Raw genomic sequence first — 20,585 nt, 5'->3', positions numbered from 1 at the left:
GAAGGGATTTCACATGAGCAAGTTTGTTGATGAACGCATCTATACGCTGCAGGCCGGAAAGGTGCCGGTTTTCCTCAAGCTTTATGAGGAGGAGGGAATGGAGGTGCAGGTGCGAATCCTCGGCAAGATGGTCGGGTACTACTTCACCGATATCGGTCCGCTCAACCAGATTGTCCACATGTGGGGCTATGACAGTCTTGATGACCGCTTCGTGCGTCGCAAGCTGTTGCAGGCCGCGCCCGAATGGCAGAGCTACGCCGCCAAGATGCGGCCGTTGGTCACCCATGTCGAAAACAAGATCCTGGTACCCGCACCGTTTTTTCAGGTGAAGTGAGAACCGGGCCTAACTGCGGACCAGGTCCAATGTCCGATACTGCAGCAGGCTTTCCGGTAGTGCTTCGAATCCCATTCCCGGCGCGTCGGAAAGTTCGAAGCGCCCGCCTTTGCACATGCCTTCGGGGAAAAAGGCATCGCGCAGCGGATTGGCGTTGACGTCGACTTCCAGCAGGCCGTTGCCGCCGGCTGCCGCCAACAGATGGCCCGAAGCGATCAACCCGATCCCGCCGCCGAGGAAATGCGGACAATAGGTCCGGCTGCCCGCCAGAATGGCCTTGCCGATCCGGTAGCATCCGGTCACGCCGCCCCACTTGGCCACGTCCGGCTGGATGAAGCCGAAATTGCCCGAGGCGATGGCTGTATCGAAACTGTCAAAACCGGTGATGTTCTCGCCGGCGGCCAGCGGTATGCAACTCGCCTTGGCCAGTTCCGTCCATTGCTCACCCGGCATGTCGGCACGGATCGGTTCTTCCAGCCAGTCCAACCCGAGTTCGCCGGCCCGGTCGACAAAAGCAAGCGCCTCTTCAAGCGTCCAGGCCTGGTTGGCGTCCGTGAACAGCCTTTCCCCTTGGGGCCGGGTAGCGCAGAGGTCTCTTAACAGTTTGATATCCGCGCCAGCGTCGAAACCGATCTTCACCTTCATAGCCTGGTAGCCCAGTTTGCGAACCATGGGGACCATCGTGCTGGCCGCTCCGATGTGGATGCCACTGGCATAGGCAGGCACGGATGTGGCCGCCTCGCGATTGAGATGGCGGGCCAACGAGACGCCGTCGCGGCGTGCGAAAAGATCGTGCAGGGCGGTGTCGAGCCCGGCGATGACCTGCGCGAAGGGTCCCCATTCGCCGCATTGCAGTGCGCGGATATGGGTTTTCGTCATCAGATGATGGAACAGGTCGCTCGCGGTTTCGGCCTGAAATCCGATCACAAGGTCGGCAATGTCTTCCATCAACAGCCTGGCGCGGTGTTCTGCACCGGCCGCAGGCCAGTTGGCGAAGATTTCACCCCAGCCGAATGCACCATCGGAATCGATGAGCCGGACGAACACGGCCGGGCGGTTGGCCATGGCGCCGAAGGAGGTCATCACCGGTGTGGTGATGGGCACCCGGTAGGTCGAGACCTCGATGCGGGCAATGACTGAAATGGTCACCAGAGAACCTCCCTTGCAAGCAGGACTGCGCCGGAAATGAACATCAAGGCGATGATCAGCCGGCGGAATTGATCGTCATTGAGCCGTTTGAAGGTGATGATGCCGATCTGCGCCGATATCAGCGTCACCGGCAGGGTCACGGCGATCAGTTTCAGGGTATCAAGATCATAGACGCCCTTGACCGCGAAACCGACTGCAGTGAGCCCCAGCACAATGACGTTGAAGGGTTGCAGTACAGCGCGGATTTCGGCTTTCGGCCATGGCCGCATGGAGCACCACATCGTCGGCAGGGCGCCAGATAGCGAGGCGGCGCCACCCAGCACGCCGCCGAAAAAGCCGATCATGCTGTCAATCACCGGTGTCGGCCGCTCGAACCGGGGCAGCGCGCTGCGGAGCGAGAAGAAACCGCCATAGAGAATCATGAATGCGGCGATCACCAGTTTGATAACCAGCGGCGGAAAGATCGACAACGCGGCAATGCCTGCCGGTATGCCAAAGACCGCAGGTATTAAAAACCGTGCGAGACGGCGCGGATTGTCGAGCACCGAGCGTCTTACAACCCACACGCCCTGCAAACCGCTGATGACGGACATCAAGGCGATCAGTGACACGGCTTCCAGCGGTGGCAGGATCTGCAGCCAGAAACCGAGCGCGAACAAGGCGGTGCCGAAACCCGCCAGACCGTTGACAAAACCACCCAGGGCGGCGCCGGCGGCCAGGATTGCGATGAACTCAATTGTCACTTGGGGGAGGTGTCCTCAATGTCCTGGGCGGGAACGAGCCGATTTCGACGGCTTCCAGCAGCTTGGAGTGAATTTCCTCGATCACCCGCACCTTGGTGGTGTCTGCGCGACTGATGAGACCGAGATGGCGTACCGGGCCGTTGTGAAGTGGCAGGCGCTTCAGGTTCAGCGGATTGGCACTCTGGAAGCAGCGGCGCGGCGCTATGGAGACACCGAGATTGCACAGCACCATGGTGGAAATCGCCTCAAGCCCCTCCAGCTCCATGCTGTCACGCACATCGATCTTCTGCTCTTGCAGCCAAATTTCAATCAGATCGCCAACCACCGCTTCGCGGGTAAAGCGTATAAAGGGGTTGGTGTTGAGCAGGTGTACCGGGTCGTCGCTATCGGTCTCCAGAGAGGCCAGCAGTTGCAGCGGCTCGATGGCTATCTGGTGCCAGTTGAGGCCGCGCGGAACGAGTTTCGGTTTGGAGATGACTGCGACATCGAGATAGCCGCGCTCGACCTGGTGCAGCAATTCATTGGTCAGTCCGGGCTGGACGGCGACGTGCAGATCGGGGTAGGCGGATTTGAGCAGCGAGATTGCCATCGGCGCGAGACCTGCCAGGGTCGTGGGCACCGCGCCGAGCATCAGATCGCCTTTGAGTCCGTCATCCCCAAGGACCGATGGCACCAGATTGTCATAGGCCCGCACCACCTCGCGTGCCTTTTCCACCAGACTGCGGCCGATGGGTGTAAGTTCCGGAGTTCGCTTGGACCGTTCGAAAATGGCGATTTTCCATTCCTGTTCCAAGGCTTTCATCTGCTGGCTGACAGCGGCATGAGTGATAAAAACCGCGTCGGCCGCCGCACTGAAAGTCCCGTGTTCCGCCACCGCCAGAAGCGTTTTGAGCAATCGTATCGACATCAGTTTTCCGCGATATAGTGTAAGCAATTATTACATAATATGTAAACAATTGTGACTTTATACAAATGTGACTTACCAATATGGTTTTTGCAATGGCCTAGTTGCCCGGAAAGAGGAAATATGGTTCCGGACAATCTGCAAGCCATGTAACCGGGAGGAAATTATGAATTTCAAGAAAATCGGCTTGGCGTGTGCGCTCACGCTCGGAATGACGGCGACGGCGGCTTTGGCCGAATACCCGGATCGCCCGATCAATATGATTATTCCTTATGGTGCGGGCGGCGCCACGGACATTTCCGCACGCGCAATCGCCGAGGCTCTGACTGCCGCCGCCGGCACGCCGATGGTAATGTCCAACGTCACAGGCGCGGGCGGCGCCACTGGTTCCGTGGCTGTGCAGAATGCCAAGGGCGATGGCTACACCATGCTGTTTGCCCGCGTCGGCTCGCACACCGTCAATCCGGCGATGAAGGCAACACTGCCCTACACGCTTGATGATTTCCGTTTTGTCACCGTCTATGAAATCAACCCGGTCGTATGTGCGGTAACGCCAGCCTCCGGCATTGCCTCGATGGACGACCTGATAGCCAAGGTCCAGGAAGGCGGTGTCTCCTATTCCTCCTCCGGCGTTGGATCACTGTTGCAATTGGCAGCGGTGATGGTGCTGAAGGAGTTCGGCATCGAAGATCCGCTCAAGTCGACGGTCCATATCCCGCAGAAGGGTGGTGGCGAGGCCGCAACTGCGGTGCTCAACGGCACCGTGACCTTCATCTGCACCAACTCCTCGGCGCTGGCGGGTTTTGTGGCCAACGGGCAGCTCAAGCCGCTGCTGGTAACTACCCCCGAGCGGCTCAACGGTTTTGATGCCCCGACCGCCACAGAACTCGGCAAGCCGTCCCTTGAACAACTTGTCGGATGGACCGGCATTGCCGGCCCGGCTTCGCTGGGCGATGATGTTGCGGCAAAATGGGGCGAGTGGATGGCTACGGCAGTCCAGGATGAGAAGTTTCTTGCCGTCATGGAAAAGGCGGGCTCGGTCATCAATCTGATGAACCCGGAGGAAGCCAAGGCCTTTATTCAAGGGCAGTACGAGACCTTCCGCAAATTGGTTGATGAACTTGGCATGCGTGTCGAAGGCTAGTTCGATCAACGACTAGTGGTGCGATCCTGACAGATGGTTCCCATCTGTCAGGACAAATCGCCCCACCAGATCAATAGCTTGTGGGCTGACCATCCGAAACAGATGGGTATCATCTGTTTCGGTCAGACCACTAGGATTGTAGAATGCGCCGGATCGGGTCAAAATCCGGCGCATTTTAACAAGGGGAGGGGTTTTGGGTGCACGATCGGACAATTCAACTTCAATTGGGCGTAGGGGCAATATTAGCAGCTGCTTTTCTTTTGCTTGTCGCCATTCCTGTCTGGGTATCGTCTCCCAGCAATGTTCCAAATATCATCCTGTCGCCGCTTTTCTGGCCATGGGCGCTTGCCGGCCTGACTGGAATCACGGGTCTGGGTATGGTGGTGCTGGCGCTCCGCGAGCCCGTATCCTCCGAGCCTGTAATCTCCGATGTGGACGACAGGACGAATGCCTGGCGCCGACTGGCAAGCATTGCCGCAGTGATGATCGCCACCATGCTGCTGATGCCCCGCATCGGTATGGTCTGGACCTCGATGCTGGTGTTTATCGTAACCGCCTTTCTTGTCGGCACCAGTCATCCGAAAACCGCACTGATCAGTGCGGTACTGGTTCCGCTGGTGCTCTATGCTTTCTTTGCCCATGTCGCCGGTGTCGCGATACCGCAGGGTGATTTCGTGAGGCTTCCATGAGTTTTGCAGACAATCTGATGATGGGACTGTCGCTGGTCGCCAACATCGAAAGCTTCGCTGCTCTTGGCATGGGTGTTGCTGTTGGTGTCATTGCCGGGGCGATTCCGGGCATGTCGGCCACCATGGCGGTGGCGCTGACCCTACCGTTTACCTTTGCGTTGCAGCCGATAACCGGAATCCTGCTGCTGCTCGGCGTTTACAAGGGCGGCATTTTCGGTGGCTCCATTCCAGCCATCCTGATCAAGACACCAGGCACACCGGCTTCGTCGGCCACCGTGCTTGACGGTTATCCGCTGGCGGAGATGGGTCAGGCCGGAAAGGCGCTCGGCATGGCGTTGTGGGCATCGTGCACCGCCGACCTGATTTCCAATCTGGCGCTGATCCTGTTTGCCGGTTACCTGGCGACGTTTGCACTGAGTTTCGGTCCGCCGGAATTTTTCACCCTGATGTTGTTTTCGCTGACCATCATTGCCGGCGTCTCGGGCGAGAGCCTGTTGCGCGGCGCGCTGTCGGCAATGCTGGGACTGTTGCTGGCCACGGTCGGGCTCGATCTCATCTATGGCACCAACCGTTTTACTTTCGGCAACGCCAATCTGATGGGGGGGCTCAATTTCATCGCGGTTCTCATCGGACTGTTCGCCATTCCCGAAATCATCGCCATGGTCTGGAATCCCAGGGCCTTTGATGGTCAGAAGCGCTCGATGGGTAAAAGCTGGGTATCATTTGCTGACTACAAGCGGTGCTTCAAATCGATCGTCCGCGGTAGTTTCATAGGCGTCATTCTGGGCGCCATTCCCGGCATCGGCGCGGCTCCCTCCGCCTTTCTGTCCTATTCGGAAGCCCGGCGAACCTCGCCCAACAAGGACAATTTCGGCAAGGGCGAGCTTGAAGGCGTCGCCGCCGCCGAAGCCGGCAACAACGGCGTTGCCGGCGCGACCCTGATTCCGCTGCTGGCGCTGGGTATTCCGGGTGACGTTATCACCGCCATCATCATCGGCGCATTCATGATCCACGGCCTGCAGCCGGGCCCGATGATGTTCGTGCTCAACGCCGACATTATCTATGCGCTATTCATCGGCCTCATCGTAAGTTCGGTGTTCCTTTTCTTCATCGGTTCGGTGGCCATTCGCGGCTTCAAATATGTCGCCGACATTCCGCGCGGCGTTCTGTTTCCCGCCGTTCTGGTGCTGTGCATCTTCGGCGTGTTCGCGGTCAACAATTCGATCTTCGATGTCGGGGTGATGTTCGCCATGGGTTGGGTCGGCTATTTCATGCTGCGTTACAAAATTCCGGCGGCCCCGTTTCTGATTGCCTTCATTCTCGGGCCGTTGCTTGAAGACAATTTCCGCCAGGCAATGCTGATGTCAGGCAGTTCGCCGACGATCTTGTTCCGTGGACCGATCACCTGGTTCTTCTGGGCACTGACGGTAATTACAGTGTTTGCCATCGTTCGTGCCGGCATCAAGGCGACGCGGAGACACGTTCCGATGCAGACGGCAAACCAGGAATAGACCGGCCAAGAATAGACCGGGCTGTCGGGCAGACCACGGCGACGACCTGCAATACCCACAAACGAGACAGGCCTGCCCTCCAGATCATGGCCGAACAAGGATGAAAATTATGCGCGGTGCAGACCTTTTGGTTGAGACCCTGGCTTTGGCCGGGGTGACAAAAATCTTCTCGTTGTCGGGCAACCAGATCATGCCGGTCTATGATGCCTGTCTGGGCGCCGGCATCGAGATCATTCATACCCGTCATGAAGGAGCAGCCGTGTTCATGGCCGATGCCTGGGCCCAATTAACCGGCGAGATCGGCATTGCGCTGGTGACCGCGGCTCCGGGCGCTGCCAATGCCATTGGGCCGCTTTTTTCGGCGCGACAATCTGAGAGCCCGGTTTTGCTGTTGACCGGAGATTCTCCGCGCGGCCAGGATGGCAAAGGAGCCTTCCAGGAATTCGACCAGGTGCCGATGACCGCGCCGCTGACAAAGTTGTCAACGCGCGCAAAATCCGCCGCCACCTTGGGCGAGACGGTGGCGCTCGCCATTCGCACCGCGCTGTCGGGCAGGCCCGGGCCGGTGCATGTGGCGCTTCCTTTCGATGTCGTCGAAGCCGATACCGGCGGCGTAGACCTGCCCACAGCCGCGTCAATGACGCGCGATCAGGTATGCATCGGTAACGAGGAATTGGCGCTGGTGCTTGCGTCGCTGTCGCAGGCCAAGGCACCGCTCGTGCTGTGCGGCCCGGCGATGAACGCCACCCGGCAAGGCACGGTGTTGACGGCCCTGCAGGATGCGCTTGATGCGCCGGTGCTGGCGATGGAAAGCCCGCGCGGCCTCAAGGATCCGTCACTCGGTGATTTCGCGAATGCGCTCAAACAGAGTGACCTTGTTATCTCGCTTGGCAAGCCGGTGAACTTCACGCTGGGCTTTGGTTCTGCGGCGGTGGCTGAACCGGCTTGCCGCTGGATCGTTATCGACAGCGACGTCACCGAGCGCGACCGCGCCGGTCTCAATCTCGGCGACCGGCTTGCGCACCTGATCGACGCCAATCCGCTGGAGGCCGCCGGTCAGTTGATGGAAGCGGGACAGGGCGGCACTGCACGCCGCGCCTGGCGCCATCAGGTGGCGGATCTGGTCAAGGCGCGCAGCTATGATGCGACAACGCCAGGCGCCGACGGCAAGATCAGTCCGGCACAACTGGTTGCAGCCGTGCAGAGCCAGATCGAAGCCGCCGATGAGGCTGTGCTGATCTGCGACGGCGGTGAGTTCGGTCAATGGGCCCAGGCCGGCAGCCATGCCGCCGAACGGATCATCAATGGCCCTTCCGGCGCCATTGGCGGCGGTCTCTGCTATGCTCTGGCTGCATGCGCTGCCCGGCCCGCTGCAACCGTTTTCGCGCTGATGGGCGACGGTACCGTAGGTTTCCATTTTGCTGAATTCGAAACTGCGGCGCGGGAGAACCTTCCCTTTGTCGTCGTCATCGGCAACGATTCGTGCTGGAATGCCGAACACCAGATCCAGTTGCGCGAATACGGCAAGGACAGGCTGATTGGCTGCCAGTTGAGCGATGCCCGATACGACAAAGCTGTGGAAGCCCTTGGCGGTCACGGTGAATATGTCACCGACTTCGCGGATCTCGATGCTGCACTCAACCGTGCGGTGGCATCAGGCAAGGTGGCTTGCGTCAATGTCGTCATTGATGGTCAGCCGGCGCCCAGCGGCTCGGTACACTGAGGAGGGCAAGGGTTTTAATCCTTGCGGCCACCATCCGCGTCCGGGCGGCGCACGATACCGGATATCTCGATAAGCTGTTTGGACAGCGGACTGGTCTTGCGCCAGATCATGCCGATGGTTCGCGCCGGCTGTGGTGCGGCGAAGCGTGATATGGAGACAGCGGCAGAGCGCGTTTCGACTGCAATCGCCATTTCCGGAATCAAGGTGACACCCAGTCCGGCGCCAACCATCTGGACCAGGGTGGCCAGCGAACTTGCATCAAGGATTTCCCGTGGTCGAGATGACTGAATGTTGCAGAACGACAATGCCTGATCACGAAAGCAGTGGCCTTCCTCGAGAAGCAGCAGTTTCATCTCGCGCAGGTCCTCATGATCGGGCACCGGCTTGCCGGCATCTCCTTGCGGCCTGACCAGCACGAAGTTCTCTTCAAATAGCGCAATTTCGGTCAGCGATGGTTCTGAGACCGGAAGCGCGACGATGGCCGCATCCAGGCGCCCCTCGAGAAGTTCCTCGACCAGCCTGGGCGTCAGGGTTTCGCGCACCTGGATATCAATGTTGTCATTTATACGGGTCAGATTGCCGATGATCGCCGGAAGAAGGTAAGGGGCAATCGTCGGGATGATGCCAATGCGAAGACGGCCGACCAGATGCTCCGTTGACGCCCGCGCCAATTCCCCCAGTTCCTCCACCGATTGCAAGATTGTGCGGACGCGCACTGCGAACTCCTCGCCGAAGCTGGTCAAGCGAACCTGACGCCGGCCACGTTCAAACAGATCCGTGCCGAGCGATTTCTCCAGTTCCATGATCTGCACGGACAGGGCTGGCTGGGAGATCGCGCAGGCCTCGGCGGCGCGTCCGAAGTGGCCGTGCTGTGCCAGGGCTTCGAAGTAGCGCAATTGTCTGAGCGTCATGTTTCTCATAACCAAATATTATCATGATGATCAATAAAAACAACTTAATCCAATGACACGGCTTTGCTATGTTTGTCTTCTATATGGGAGAGCATTCAATTTTATCATTTCGTCGCAAGCGGACGAAGGCGCGGAACCTGGGGTTTCTGGAGTGAGGTCGAGACAGGTGTTTTTCTGTTACGGACCTTCGCCATCGCGGATGAAAAATTGGCTTTGGCCATGAGAGCAACACGACGACACAGGCAGGATCGGAGAACAATATGAATGTAGACCCGAAAGCGGGAAAATGCCCGGTGGTGCACGGTGCCACGAACATGAGCATACGGCAGAATCGCGACTGGTGGCCGAACCAGCTCAATGTGAGCATGCTCCATCAGAACTCGCCTGCCGCAAGCCCGATGGATGCGGATTTCAATTATATCGAGGAGTTCAAGAAGCTCGACCTCGCCGCAGTCAAGCAGGATCTGCACGCCTTGATGACCGACTCGAAAGAGTGGTGGCCGGCTGATTTTGGACATTACGGTCCGTTCTTCATCCGTATGGCCTGGCACAGCGCCGGCACCTACCGTACCGCCGACGGCCGTGGTGGTTCGACCTCCGGCGCGCAGCGGTTCGCGCCGCTTAATAGCTGGCCCGACAATGTCAATCTCGACAAGGCACGGCGGCTGATCTGGCCGATCAAGCAGAAATACGGCAACAAGATTTCCTGGGCGGATCTGTTGATCCTGACCGGCAACGTCGCGCTGGAATCAATGGGTTTCAAGACCTTCGGCTTTGCTGGCGGGCGCAAGGATATATGGGAGCCGGAACAGGATATCTACTGGGGTTCGGAAGACACCTGGCTTGACGACAAGACCCGCTATGACCCCGAACGCCCCGAACGCGAGCTGGAAAACCCGCTCGCCGCGGTGCAAATGGGTCTGATCTATGTGAACCCGGAAGGTCCCGGCGGCAAGCCCGATCCGCTGGCTTCGGCTCGCGACATTCGCGACACGTTCGGCCGCATGGCCATGGACGATGAGGAAACCGTCGCGCTGATTGCTGGAGGTCATACGTTCGGCAAGACCCACGGTGCCGGTGATGCCGGTCTCGTTGGCGCGGACCCGGAAGCCGCGGGCATTGCCGAGCAGGGTCTGGGCTGGACCAGCAAGCATGGCACGGGTTTTGGCGCGGACGCCATTGGCAGCGGTCTGGAAGTGACCTGGACACAGGCTCCGACGCAGTGGAGCAACCTTTTCTTTGACAATTTGTTCGGTTTCGAATGGGAACTGACCAAGAGCCCGGCTGGCGCATGGCAGTGGCAGCCCAAGGATGGCGGTGGCGAAGGCACGGTTCCTGCTGCGCATGATTCATCTAAACGTATAGCTCCAGGGATGCTGACGTCTGATCTGGCGCTGCGTTTCGATCCGATCTATGCGCCGATATCCAAGCGGTTCCATGAGAACCCCGACCAGTTCGCCGATGCCTTTGCGCGGGCCTGGTTCAAGCTCACCCACCGCGATATGGGTCCGAAGACCTGCTATTTCGGTCCGGAAGTGCCTGCAGAAGATCTGTTGTGGCAGGATCCAATTCCTGCCGTTGATCATCCGCTGGTTGACGCTTCGGACATTGCCGAGCTGAAGGACAAGATCGCAGCTTCCGGACTTTCGGTCGCCCAGATGGTGTCGACCGCATGGTCTGCGGCTTCAAGCTTCCGCGGTTCGGACAAGCGCGGTGGCGCCAATGGTGCCCGCATTCGGCTTGAGCCCGCCAAGAACTGGGAATCCAACGAGCCTGAAAAGCTGGCCAAGGCACTTGCTGTTCTTGAAGGCGTCCAGAAAGCCTTCAACGACAGCCGCACCGACGGCAAGAAGGTGTCAATGGCCGATCTGATCGTTCTGGCCGGGTCTGTCGGCATCGAGCAGGCTGCCAAGGCTGCGGGCAAGACCGTTGAGGTTCCGTTCACGCCGGGCCGCATGGATGCGTCGCAGGAGCAGACAGATGTTGAATCCTATAACGTGCTTGAGCCAGCTGCTGACGGGTTCCGCAACTACCTCAAGACCCGCTACACCACGGCTGCAGAAGAACTTCTGATCGACAAGGCTCAGCTGTTGACGCTGACCGCGCCGCAGATGACGGCCCTTCTTGGTGGGTTGCGCGTTCTCGGCGTCAACCATAGTGAGGTCAAGCACGGTGTGCTGACCGACAAGCCGGGCACGCTGACCAACGATTTCTTCGTCAACCTGATGAGCATGGACACCAAATGGTCGGCCGTTGATGAGGACGAGGAAGAGTTTGAAGGCCGTGATCGCGTGACCGGCGAATTGAAGTGGACCGCCACGCGGGTTGATCTGGTGTTCGGATCGAACTCGCAGCTGCGCGCCATTGCCGAGGTTTATGCGCAGAGCGATGCCAAGGACAAGTTCGTCAGGGACTTCGTGGCGGCCTGGACCAAGGTCATGAACGCCGATCGTTTCGATCTCGCCGTGTCCTGAATACGCTTTGTCCGGGCGCGGCTGGGTTTCCAGTCGCGTCCGGATCACTAACAGGCAATAGCAGGATGGCGCGCTTATGCCGCCGCAGTGTCGGCGGCGACCGCTTCATGCAAATTGCGCATCAGATCCGGGTCTGCTGACTGAATTCGGCTCCAGTTCGGGATGAATGGCGTTTCCATCGGGTTCTCCAGAAAAATCTGACCGGCGATGACGATGTTGGCTGCGAACAGTTCCACAGCCTCTTCTTCCTGATGGCGATCGGTGTGGAGCCCGTTCATCAGCGCGTCGTTGTGATACATCTCGATCAGATCGAGTGCGGTGCGATAGTAGGTGGCCTTGATCGTGCGGAAGGTTTCCTGCGAGAAGACCACGCCGTCTGTCGCCAGTTTTCGAAACAAAGCCTTGGAGATGTCGACAGACATGCGCGACAGCCCCTGGGTGGCGTCGGCCTTTGAAAGATCCTGATGCTTGTGGTCATAGGCATCGGATATATCCACCTGGCAGACCGAGCGGTTTGACAGGTTGCGCCAGACCTCCGACAGGACTCCGATCTCCAAACCCCAATCCGACGGGATTCGCATGTCGGGAAGCATGCTGACCCGCATGGCGAATTCGCCTGCCAGCGGATAGCGGAATCCCTTGAGATATTCGATATAATCGAGATGACCGCAAACCTTCTGGATCGACAGAAGCAAGGGAGAAACAAGCAGTCTGGAGACCCGCCCGTTCAGTTTCCCATCTGCTATGCGCGGATAATAGCCCTTGCAGAACTGGTAGGGAAATACCGGATTGGCGACCGGGTAGACCAGCCGCGCCAGCATTTCGCGGGAGTAGGTGGTGATGTCGCAGTCATGCAGGGCGATGACATCGGAGTTCTGGGATGCAAGCGCATAGCCGATGCAGTACCAGACATTGCGGCCCTTGCCCGGTTCGGCCGGCGCTAGCCCGGCCTCGGCAAGTTTAGTGTGGATCGCCTGCAGTCTCGGACCGTCATTCCACAAAATGTCGTGTTTTTGCGGCAGGCGTGAAAAATACTCACGGGCAAAGCGGTACTGTTCCTCGGTTGCCTGATCAAGCCCGATGATGACGTTGTTGATATAAGTAGCACCGCTCAATTCATCGATAATGTTGGACAGCGCAACGCGCCCCAGTTCGGAAAACAGCGACGGCAAGATCAGGGTAATCTTGCGTGAGGCGGAAAATTGCCGAAGCTGGCCCTCCATCACCTCCAGGGGCATTCGCGAGAGATTGTGAAGCGTCGCCACGCTGCCATTCTGATGAAAATCGGCCAATTGTTCTCTCCTGAATTTCTCACTGCTGCTTGAGTAGCGACATGATTACCTGGTTCCATCCCTTGGGTCCGGCGGATGGAGCCCGGATTATCTGGCCTGTGGTCTCGCCATGTAACGGCGGGATGCCATCATGGGCGGGATTGGGGATGATGACGCCCAACCTGGCATGCTCAATCATTGCAATGTCATTTTCCGCATCACCGAGTGCCACGGTGAAAGGCTGTTCCCCACCGGATGCGTATCGCTTTGCAATTTCCATCATGCGTTCAGCCTTGTTGCCACCGAATGACAGCGTCATGAAGCGTCCGCCTTGCAGGACGCTCAGGCCTTGTGAACTGATGGTTGTCACGAACTCCTCGCGATCCGCTTCATCTCCGAGCCACAGTCCCGGTTCGGAGAACCGGCGCTGCTTGGCTCTTGCAGCCTCGACTGGTGTCAATCCTGTCTGCGCGGAAACCTCCTGAGCACTCCAGTCCGAAAATCCTTGATACTGGCGTCTCAGGCTTTGCGGCAATCGGTTCAGAATCAAGCGGATTTGGTGATAGCCATCTCCGGAACCCTGATCGTCATTGCCGGCTTCAAGAATGCCGCATCCGTTCTCGACAATGGCTTCGCAGTGGCAAAAGCCCAGCGATTTGCGCAAGGGAATGATTTCAGCCGCTGTTTTGCTCGACGCCAGAACGAGCGGAATTTTCTGCTGTCGCAGGAGACTGAGCGCCGGCAGGGCCTCGGTATGGGAGTAGGTTTCGTGATCGAGAAGCGTACCGTCGAGATCGGTGAAAACAATCAGGTTGTTGATGGGGCGAGCGGTCACGATTTCATCTGTCAGTTGGTGATCCAGCGGCATTGATAAGGTGTGAATTCGATTTCGCCGCCAGGTCCGGGTATGTCCTCATCCGACAGCAAGTCCCGCCAGCTTTCTCCGCCAATCAGATTGAGGGACATGACCGGAATTGATGCAGGTTCATTGCTGAGGTTGTGGATCGCGAATATGCTCTGCGCCCGGTCCATGCTCTGCCGCCAGAAACCGAAAAACCGCTCGCCCAACTGAAGTGTAAACTGGGTGGCGTTCGGGTGAAACGCAGCCTGCCTGGTCCGCTTCTTCAAAATTCCCGTCAGTGCCGTGAAGACTTGGGAATGGGTGCTGGCCGGGTTGTCCAGATGTTCGATCAAATCGGGGTAATGCCAGCGGTGCCGGTTGATCGCCCGGTTGTGCCCGGATTTTTCAACACCATCGTGATCATTGCCGGTGGCCAGCAGCGAATGGATATAAAATCCGGGAATGCCTTCGAGCCCCATGGCAATGATCTGGCTGCACAGAAAGCGCTCGATATTCCATTCGTCCTCGCCGTCTATCGTTCCCTTCAACGCATCAAACAGGGCGATGTTGATTTCATAGGGCCGGGTGCCGCCATCCGGCATCTGGCGCATGGAGAGCAAGCCGCCAAACTTCTGTGTGGTCTCAATTACCCGGGCGATGTCTTCTTCGCTCAACAAGCCTTCCGCGGGTCTCATGCCGATCCCGTCATGCGACGCTGTGAAATTGAAATAGCTACACCCGAGTTGCGCCGGCGGCATGGTCATCTGCCAGGCGTTGAGATGCTTCGAGGTGCCGTGCAGCAGGGCATGGAGCAGCAGTGGCGGCAATGAAAAATTGTAAATCATGTGAGCTTCATTGCGATTGCCGAAATAGCTCAGGTTCTCCGTGTTGGGCACATTGGTCTCGGTCAGCAGAACCAGAGGCTCTCTTGCATAGTCGGCCAGCAACCTGATCAAGCGGACGATCTCATGGGTCTGGCGCAAATGGATCGATGGCGAGCCGAGTTCCTTCCAGAGGAACGCTATCGCATCCAGCCGCAAGGTTCTAACGCCCTTGGACATGTGAAAGCGCAGGATGCGCAGGAATTCGAACAGCACTTCGGGATTGGAGAAATCGAAATCCACCTGGTCGTGGCTGAAGGTGCACCAGACATGCTTGATTCCGCTGGCCGTCTCAACCTGTCTGAGCAGCGGATGCGCGCGGGGTCTGACCACCATCGAGAGGTCGTCTTCCGGTGAGGCTTCAAAGAAGAACCTGTCGTAAGGGGCGTGCCCCCGGAGGTATTCGGTGAAGAAGGTGCTCTGGCTTGAACAGTGATTGATCACCAGATCCGACATCAGCCGGAAATTCTCCCCGATGCGCCCGATGTCTTCCCAGGCACCAAGCCCGCTGTCGACCGCGTAATAGTCTGTAATGGCAAACCCGTCGTCTGACGTGTAGGGAAAAAACGGCAGGATATGCACGCCGGTCGTGATGTTTCTCAATCGGGTGTCAAGGAAATCCGACAGCAGATCCAGAGGCTTGTGCTCGCCATTAACAAACGTATTCCCATAGGTGATGACATAGCTGTCCTTTTCGCTCCAAAGCGTATTTGCCGGAGCCCTGCCGCGTCGCTTGGGGCTCTCATCGCCGGGCCAAAACGCTTCAACAGTTCCCGCCAGCAGTGCCTGGGGATCATGGTCCGGATAGACTGACTGCAACAGCATCTGCAGCCCCTCGCGCAAACGCTTTGGAATCTGCTTCGGAGTTACGGTTACAGTTGCGGTTGAATCTGCACAAAAATTCTCCATGGCTAAATTTTTAGCACTATTGGGATTGAAGGCAAGCCGGATAATCCGGATTTTCCATCCCGGCTCGTTTCAGGCCGACCGGTTGAGGTGATCAGCAATAGGTTTCAGTGCCGATTGCCTGATCTCTTGAATAGCGCGCGCCATGGGCGAAGCCGGCAGGAAGGATGCGCTCGATTTCGGCGAGATGGTCCGAGGTCAGGTCCAGGGAGACGCCATTGGCGCAGTCCGTCAGATGGGTGGCTGACCGGGTTCCTGGAATAGGGATGACGTGCGGTCCACGCGCCAGAAGCCAGGCAATGGCCAGAGCGATTGGCGTGGCGCCGATATCGCGGGCGTATTTCTTGAACGGGGTGATTGCCGCGATGTTGCGGGACAGGTTGGGTTCGACAAAGCGCGGGTTCGCCTTGCGGAAATCGCCATCTCCAAACGTTGATGGATCCGGTGCTTGTTCGGCGAAAATACCGCGTCCAAGTGGGGAGAAGGCGACGAAAGCGACGTCGAGATCCCCGCAGGTCTGCACCATTCCCAGATCCGGCTGTCGGGTCCACAGTGAATACTCGCTTTGCACCGCTGTTACCGGGGAAACTGCATGCGCAAGCCGCAGTGAAGCAGGCGAGATCTCGGAAAAGCCGAAGCCGCCGATTTTGCCGTCCTGCCTGAACCGCTGCAGGGTTTCGACAACCTCTTCGATTGGCCGTTCAGCTTCACGCCGGTGAACATAGAACAGATCGACATGATCGACGCCGAGTCTGCGAAGCGAGTTTTCAAGTTCGCTTCTGAGATGATCGGGTGAGTTGTCGAAGTGCCGGACGCCGGTCGACGGATCGCGGCGGATCCCGGCTTTTGTTGCGATCTTGAAGTAGCCCGGGTGTTGCTTCAGGTATGTCCCGATAACGTTCTCGGACACCCCCATGCCATAGACATTGGCGGTGTCGAGCAGGTTGATCCCCAGATCCTTTGCCGCAGCCAAGGTCTCGTGGCTCTCTTTCTCAGAGGTAGGCCCGTAGGGCCCGGCGAAATTCCAGCATCCGAGCCCGATCGCGGAAACGCTAGGCCCGGATTTTCCCAATTGACGATGTTTCATCCGGTCTTTCTAGCCGCAGAAACACGGCTGGACAATTGGCCGCCGCATTCTTGTTGAAATCCGAAAGGCTGCCGGTTGCCGACTGTGGGTCAGGCCCCGACAGAACTGATCTGATGGCTGGATTTTTCAAGCCAGACCGGATTGATTTCCACGCCCCAGCCGGGTGCGTTGGTAACTGTCGCCTTGCCGTCAACAATGTCATAGGGAGATTTGACAAACAGACCGTCCTGCCACGGATAATAGTCGTCGCCCTCGATGGAGAATTCGAGATATTTTCCCGCATTCGGGATAGCGCGCAGAAGATGCATGGTGAACAGCGTCACCATCGACCAGTTGGCGCAATGGGGTGTGCATGGCAGCCCTGCCTTGTGCGCCATCTCCGCCACGCGCAATGTGCGGGTGAGACCGCCCAGATAACAGATGTCGGGCTGTACGATGTCGACGGCTTTCATGTCGATCATCCAGCGCCAGTTCGGCAGTTCGCAATCCTGCTCGCCGCCGGTGACATCGATAGGCAGTGCCGACAGCGCTTCGGTGACCTGCCTGGTCTGCTCGTATTCCCAGTAGGGACAAGGTTCCTCGAAATGGCTGATCCCGTTTTGCTCGAGCATCTTGCCGATCTCGATTGCCTGGGCCGGGGCATAGCACGAATTGGCGTCGACCAGCAGCGCGACGGTGTCGTCCATGGCCTTGCGCACAGTCGGCACGATTTCCTCGGTCCGGCCCGGCCATTCATCCTTGCCGCGGCCGCATTCGGCTCCGATGCGGAACTTGAAGGCATCAAATCCGAACTGGTCGCGCAGGCGGCTCAATCGCGCCGCTTCGTCCTTGGGCGTGATGTCGCGCTTCATCGAGGAACCATAGGCGCGAATGGTGCCCGGCGTTCCGCCGATCAGTTCGCACACGGGCTTGCCTTCCAGGCGTCCGCGCAAATCCCAGAGCGCCGTTTCCAAGCCTCCAATGGCCCGCTTCAGGTAGGAGCCGGGGAATTTGTGTTCTTTCTCGGGGATCAGATCCACCAGGTAATCAATGTCGAGCGCGGTCTGACCAAGCGCGTAGGGGGCGACCTGCCGGTGCACGATCTGGGCGGTGATATCGGCGTAATAGGGCGCCACCTGGCCCCATCCGATATCGCCTGTATCCGTGGTTACCTTGACGAAGCAGACAAACTCGTTGGTGAAGGTTTCGATGTGAGAAATTTTCATGATGTTCGATTCCGTGCTGACATTTGGTGAGACCGTAGCGGCTCGATTGGACTTACGATAAGGTCCAATCTGGCAAAGCTTGCAAACCAATTTTGACCGGCGACGGATGGAGAATTATGAAAACCAAGGCGGGCGCGATCCTTTCCTCGATCCGGATCGACAGATTGCAGGATCGGAAAATAAGTGTGCAGCTTTATATGGGACTGCGTGACATCATCCTTTCTGGCGGACTGAGCGGAGGGGAGCGTCTTCCTGCGACACGCACCCTTGCGAGTGAAGTCGGCGTCTCGCGCACAACCGCGCTCGATGCGGTCAGCCGTCTGATCTCGGAGGGACTGCTGGAATCGCGGATCGGTGCGGGGACATTTGTCAGCCACACAATGACGGGCAGGGTGCGGGTCAGGCCGGAGACGGCCAAAAACGGTGCCGAGATACAGCCGCGCCTGTCTCAATCAACGCTCAAGGCCTGCGGCCTGTTTGCCGAGCGACGACGACTGCCGAACAAATCCCAGGCTTTCGTCACCGCGCTCCCGGCGTTGAACTCGTTTCCGATGGCGCAATGGGCGCGGCTTTCGGCCAGACACCTGCGGACGGACCGGGATGCAGTTATGGGATATGGCAACCCTTTTGGACTGCCTCGGCTGCGTGCGGCAATCGCGGCGCATCTCAATGCAAGTCGCGGTATCCAGTGCGATCCCGAGCAAGTGTTCATTGTGGGAGGAGCCCAGCAGGCATTTTCCCTGATCGGTGGCATGCTGCTCAACCAGGGCGATAAGGTCTGGTTCGAAAATCCCGGCGCCATTGGAGCCCGCAACGCGTTTGTTTCACAAGGCGGGGAGCTTGTTCCGGTTGCGGTGGATGAGGAAGGCATTGTCGTTGATGACGGGCTCGCAAAAGCGCCGGATTTCAGGCTGGCGTTTGTCACGCCATCGCATCAGCAGCCCTTGAGCAAGGTCTTGAGCCTGTCACGCCGTCTGGCGCTGCTGGATGCTGCGGACCGGGCCGACGCTTTTATCGTGGAAGATGATTATGACGGTGATTTCTATTTCGGCGATCAACCGCTTCCGACGCTCAAGAGCATCGATACCCATGGCCGTGTGATCTATGTGGGCACCTTTTCCAAGACGCTATTTCCCTCGCTGCGGCTGGGTTTTCTGATTGCACCCGCCAGCATGGTCGGAGCCATGATGACGGTTTTTTCGGCCGCGTTGAGCGGCGTGCCGACCTGGCCGCAGGCAGTCGTTGCGGATTTTATCGATGAGGGGCATTTTTCCACCCATATCCGGACCATGCGGCAACACTACAAGAAGAAGCACGAAGTTCTTCACCAGAACGCCAGACGGCTTGAACCGCATATGCTTGTGCAGCGCGCATCGGCGGGGTTTCACACGGTGGGCTATTTTTCGGATCCGGACCGGAGCGAAGATGATTTCATAGAGGCGGCGAACGCCGCAGGGCTTACCCTGTCGGGGATCGGCCGCTACTGCCTTGCCCCGATAGATCGCAAGGGGGTGGTGATTGGCTACGGGGCGGCGAGTGAAAGCGAGATCAGGCAGGGCATGGATGTCATGGCGCAGCTGTTTGCCTGACATGCTGTGTTCATGCCAAAACTGGCCTTGCACCGGCACTCAATCGCTCGCCCGTATTGCGCTCAATTGACTCCGGTGCAATGCTCTGTACAGAAGTGGCTGAATGTCACAAATTGGTATGGAAAAATATCTATAATGGATATGAGGTGCAGTCCAATGAGGGACTACGCTTCTTGTCATCTGCGCGGGTTATAAGCAATAATGCGCTGATATTCAGAGGGTTCAAAGGGAGTAGAAAATGATCATAAGAATAGCAATGGCCGGGCTTCTGGCCACAACCGTCATGGCAGCCGTTCCGGCGCAGGCAGAAACCTTGCGCCTTTTGACGTGGGGCTCTTACGCTCCTGACGAGCTGGTCAAGAAATTTGAAGCGGAAAATCCCGACATCACTGTCGAGGTGACTTTTTCCAACAACGAGGAAATGATCGCCAAGCTGCGGGCAACCGGCGGTGCCGGTTTCGACCTGGCGCAACCGAGCCATGACCGCATTTATGCGGTGCAACAGGAATACAACATCTACAAGCCGCTGGATCTTTCCAAGATCAACACCTCCGCCATGCAGGCCAAGCTGCTGGATGGGGTCAAGGCCAACACGACAATCGATGGCGAAGTTTATGCCGTGCCGCATCAATGGGGCACCTCGGGCCTGATGGCAAACACGTCAATGGCGCCTGACGTCAAGGCATGGGGCGATCTGTGCGACCCGCAATACAAGGGAAAGACCTCGATGCGCCTGAAGCGCACGATCCTTCTCGGGATGGCATTCGACATGGGCGAGGATCCGTTTGCAGCCTATGCCGACCTCGACAAGTACCAGACCATTCTCGACAAGGTCGCGGACAAGCTGATTTCCTGCAAGGACAATCTCAAGGCCTACTGGAAGGGCGGCGACGACCTTTCGGCGATGATGATGTCGGGCGAGATCGTTGCGTCCGAAACCTGGGATTCGACCGCCTACAAGCTCTATGGCGAAAACAAGGATATCGTGTTCGTGCCGCCGAAAACCGGCGCACTTGCCTGGATCGACACCTTCGCAATCCCGCGCAAGGGTGAAGCCGATGATGCCGCCTACAAGTGGATCAACTTCGTGCTCGAGCCGGAAAACGTGAAGATCATGTCTGCCAGCACTGGCGCCATTGCTGCGGTCAATGGTGGCAAGGATCTGCTTCCCGATGACAAGAAGGCCGCCGTCAATGCAGCCTTCACCGACGAAGACATCGACA

At 58.2% G+C, this 20,585-nt stretch carries 17 protein-coding genes; 8 read left to right on the top strand and 9 right to left on the bottom strand.

Annotated features, from left to right (window positions below; translation table 11 throughout):
- The first annotated feature begins 13 nt into the window (after nucleotides 1–13).
- Nucleotides 14–334, top strand: a complete 321-nt coding sequence (locus tag ABJN75_RS01705; RefSeq protein WP_348436244.1) for an NIPSNAP family protein — start codon at nucleotides 14–16, stop codon at nucleotides 332–334.
- Between the two features lie 9 nt (nucleotides 335–343).
- Here ABJN75_RS01705 and ABJN75_RS01700 read toward each other — a convergent pair whose 3' ends face one another.
- Genes ABJN75_RS01700 through ABJN75_RS01690 form a run of 3 tightly spaced genes read right to left on the bottom strand, consistent with a single transcriptional unit; the run spans nucleotide 344 to nucleotide 3,133 of the window.
- Complete coding sequence (locus tag ABJN75_RS01700) at nucleotides 344–1,483, bottom strand: mandelate racemase/muconate lactonizing enzyme family protein (protein ID WP_348436241.1); 1,140 nt, start codon at nucleotides 1,481–1,483, stop codon at nucleotides 344–346.
- Nucleotides 1,480–2,226: a sulfite exporter TauE/SafE family protein gene (locus ABJN75_RS01695; RefSeq protein WP_348436239.1), complete on the bottom strand. Its 747-nt coding sequence runs from the start codon at nucleotides 2,224–2,226 to the stop codon at nucleotides 1,480–1,482. The genes ABJN75_RS01700 and ABJN75_RS01695 overlap by 4 nt, the downstream gene beginning before the upstream one ends.
- Nucleotides 2,216–3,133: a LysR substrate-binding domain-containing protein gene (locus ABJN75_RS01690; protein WP_348436237.1), complete on the bottom strand. Its 918-nt coding sequence runs from the start codon at nucleotides 3,131–3,133 to the stop codon at nucleotides 2,216–2,218. Before ABJN75_RS01690 ends, ABJN75_RS01695 begins: the two co-directional genes overlap by 11 nt.
- A 163-nt stretch (nucleotides 3,134–3,296) precedes the next feature.
- Between ABJN75_RS01690 and ABJN75_RS01685 the strand changes: the two genes are divergently transcribed.
- The 4 genes from ABJN75_RS01685 to ABJN75_RS01670 all read left to right on the top strand — a co-directional run bounded on the left by ABJN75_RS01685 (nucleotide 3,297) and on the right by ABJN75_RS01670 (nucleotide 8,197).
- Complete coding sequence (locus ABJN75_RS01685) at nucleotides 3,297–4,274, top strand: tripartite tricarboxylate transporter substrate binding protein (RefSeq protein ID WP_348436235.1); 978 nt, start codon at nucleotides 3,297–3,299, stop codon at nucleotides 4,272–4,274.
- Nucleotides 4,275–4,471: 197 nt separating this feature from the next.
- On the top strand, nucleotides 4,472–4,963 hold the full coding sequence (locus tag ABJN75_RS01680) for a tripartite tricarboxylate transporter TctB family protein (protein WP_348436233.1): 492 nt from the start codon (nucleotides 4,472–4,474) through the stop codon (nucleotides 4,961–4,963).
- Nucleotides 4,960–6,474 (top strand): tripartite tricarboxylate transporter permease, encoded by a 1,515-nt coding sequence (locus ABJN75_RS01675; protein WP_348436231.1) that lies wholly within the window; start codon nucleotides 4,960–4,962, stop codon nucleotides 6,472–6,474. Before ABJN75_RS01680 ends, ABJN75_RS01675 begins: the two co-directional genes overlap by 4 nt.
- A gap of 109 nt (nucleotides 6,475–6,583) precedes the next feature.
- The gene (locus ABJN75_RS01670) at nucleotides 6,584–8,197 is read left to right on the top strand and encodes a thiamine pyrophosphate-binding protein (protein WP_348436229.1); all 1,614 of its coding nucleotides are present in this window, start codon (nucleotides 6,584–6,586) and stop codon (nucleotides 8,195–8,197) included.
- A 14-nt stretch (nucleotides 8,198–8,211) separates the two neighbouring features.
- On the opposite strand, the gene ABJN75_RS01665 is transcribed toward ABJN75_RS01670, so the two are convergent.
- Nucleotides 8,212–9,117 carry a hydrogen peroxide-inducible genes activator gene (locus tag ABJN75_RS01665; protein WP_348436227.1) on the bottom strand — a complete coding sequence of 302 codons (906 nt, stop codon included), beginning with the start codon at nucleotides 9,115–9,117 and terminating at the stop codon, nucleotides 8,212–8,214.
- A 251-nt stretch (nucleotides 9,118–9,368) separates the two neighbouring features.
- Here ABJN75_RS01665 and katG point away from each other — a divergent pair, with 251 nt between their 5' ends.
- Nucleotides 9,369–11,582, top strand: coding sequence for a catalase/peroxidase HPI (katG, locus tag ABJN75_RS01660; RefSeq protein WP_348436225.1), 2,214 nt, complete (start codon nucleotides 9,369–9,371; stop codon nucleotides 11,580–11,582).
- Nucleotides 11,583–11,656: 74 nt separating this feature from the next.
- On the opposite strand, the gene ABJN75_RS01655 is transcribed toward katG, so the two are convergent.
- The 5 genes from ABJN75_RS01655 to ABJN75_RS01635 all read right to left on the bottom strand — a co-directional run bounded on the left by ABJN75_RS01655 (nucleotide 11,657) and on the right by ABJN75_RS01635 (nucleotide 17,773).
- Complete coding sequence (locus ABJN75_RS01655; RefSeq protein ID WP_348436223.1) at nucleotides 11,657–12,874, bottom strand: glycosyl transferase; 1,218 nt, start codon at nucleotides 12,872–12,874, stop codon at nucleotides 11,657–11,659.
- Between the two features lie 19 nt (nucleotides 12,875–12,893).
- Complete coding sequence (locus ABJN75_RS01650; RefSeq protein ID WP_348436221.1) at nucleotides 12,894–13,688, bottom strand: HAD-IIB family hydrolase; 795 nt, start codon at nucleotides 13,686–13,688, stop codon at nucleotides 12,894–12,896.
- An 11-nt stretch (nucleotides 13,689–13,699) separates the two neighbouring features.
- Nucleotides 13,700–15,400, bottom strand: a complete 1,701-nt coding sequence (locus ABJN75_RS01645) for a sugar phosphorylase (RefSeq protein ID WP_348436219.1) — start codon at nucleotides 15,398–15,400, stop codon at nucleotides 13,700–13,702.
- A gap of 175 nt (nucleotides 15,401–15,575) precedes the next feature.
- Nucleotides 15,576–16,568 carry an aldo/keto reductase gene (locus tag ABJN75_RS01640; protein ID WP_348436217.1) on the bottom strand — a complete coding sequence of 331 codons (993 nt, stop codon included), beginning with the start codon at nucleotides 16,566–16,568 and terminating at the stop codon, nucleotides 15,576–15,578.
- A gap of 89 nt (nucleotides 16,569–16,657) precedes the next feature.
- Nucleotides 16,658–17,773, bottom strand: coding sequence for a mandelate racemase/muconate lactonizing enzyme family protein (locus ABJN75_RS01635; RefSeq protein ID WP_348436215.1), 1,116 nt, complete (start codon nucleotides 17,771–17,773; stop codon nucleotides 16,658–16,660).
- A 116-nt stretch (nucleotides 17,774–17,889) separates the two neighbouring features.
- On the opposite strand from ABJN75_RS01635, the gene ABJN75_RS01630 reads away from it, so the two are divergent.
- Both ABJN75_RS01630 and ABJN75_RS01625 read left to right on the top strand, forming a co-directional pair.
- On the top strand, nucleotides 17,890–19,362 hold the full coding sequence (locus ABJN75_RS01630) for a PLP-dependent aminotransferase family protein (RefSeq protein ID WP_348436213.1): 1,473 nt from the start codon (nucleotides 17,890–17,892) through the stop codon (nucleotides 19,360–19,362).
- Between the two features lie 238 nt (nucleotides 19,363–19,600).
- A partial coding sequence (locus ABJN75_RS01625; protein ID WP_348436211.1) for an extracellular solute-binding protein occupies nucleotides 19,601–20,585 on the top strand: 985 nt, incomplete at its 3' end.

The sequence above is a fragment of the Hoeflea sp. genome, assembly GCF_039975035.1.
Classification (GTDB): domain Bacteria; phylum Pseudomonadota; class Alphaproteobacteria; order Rhizobiales; family Rhizobiaceae; genus Hoeflea.
The sequence above is the reverse complement of the archived record's forward strand: the minus strand, read 5'-3'. Positions and strand labels throughout refer to the sequence as shown.

What these genes read in the sequence shown, in the direction of transcription:
- ABJN75_RS01665 (WP_348436227.1), bottom strand. Translation starts at nt 9,117, where the DNA reads ATGAGAAACATGACGCTCAGACAATTGCGCTACTTCGAAGCCCTGGCA.
- ABJN75_RS01635 (WP_348436215.1), bottom strand. Translation starts at nt 17,773, where the DNA reads ATGAAAATTTCTCACATCGAAACCTTCACCAACGAGTTTGTCTGCTTC.
- ABJN75_RS01645 (WP_348436219.1), bottom strand. Translation starts at nt 15,400, where the DNA reads ATGCTGTTGCAGTCAGTCTATCCGGACCATGATCCCCAGGCACTGCTG.
- ABJN75_RS01690 (WP_348436237.1), bottom strand. Translation starts at nt 3,133, where the DNA reads ATGTCGATACGATTGCTCAAAACGCTTCTGGCGGTGGCGGAACACGGG.
- ABJN75_RS01705 (WP_348436244.1), top strand. Translation starts at nt 14, where the DNA reads ATGAGCAAGTTTGTTGATGAACGCATCTATACGCTGCAGGCCGGAAAG.
- ABJN75_RS01675 (WP_348436231.1), top strand. Translation starts at nt 4,960, where the DNA reads ATGAGTTTTGCAGACAATCTGATGATGGGACTGTCGCTGGTCGCCAAC.
- ABJN75_RS01630 (WP_348436213.1), top strand. Translation starts at nt 17,890, where the DNA reads ATGAAAACCAAGGCGGGCGCGATCCTTTCCTCGATCCGGATCGACAGA.
- katG (WP_348436225.1), top strand. Translation starts at nt 9,369, where the DNA reads ATGAATGTAGACCCGAAAGCGGGAAAATGCCCGGTGGTGCACGGTGCC.
- ABJN75_RS01670 (WP_348436229.1), top strand. Translation starts at nt 6,584, where the DNA reads ATGCGCGGTGCAGACCTTTTGGTTGAGACCCTGGCTTTGGCCGGGGTG.
- ABJN75_RS01685 (WP_348436235.1), top strand. Translation starts at nt 3,297, where the DNA reads ATGAATTTCAAGAAAATCGGCTTGGCGTGTGCGCTCACGCTCGGAATG.
- ABJN75_RS01640 (WP_348436217.1), bottom strand. Translation starts at nt 16,568, where the DNA reads ATGAAACATCGTCAATTGGGAAAATCCGGGCCTAGCGTTTCCGCGATC.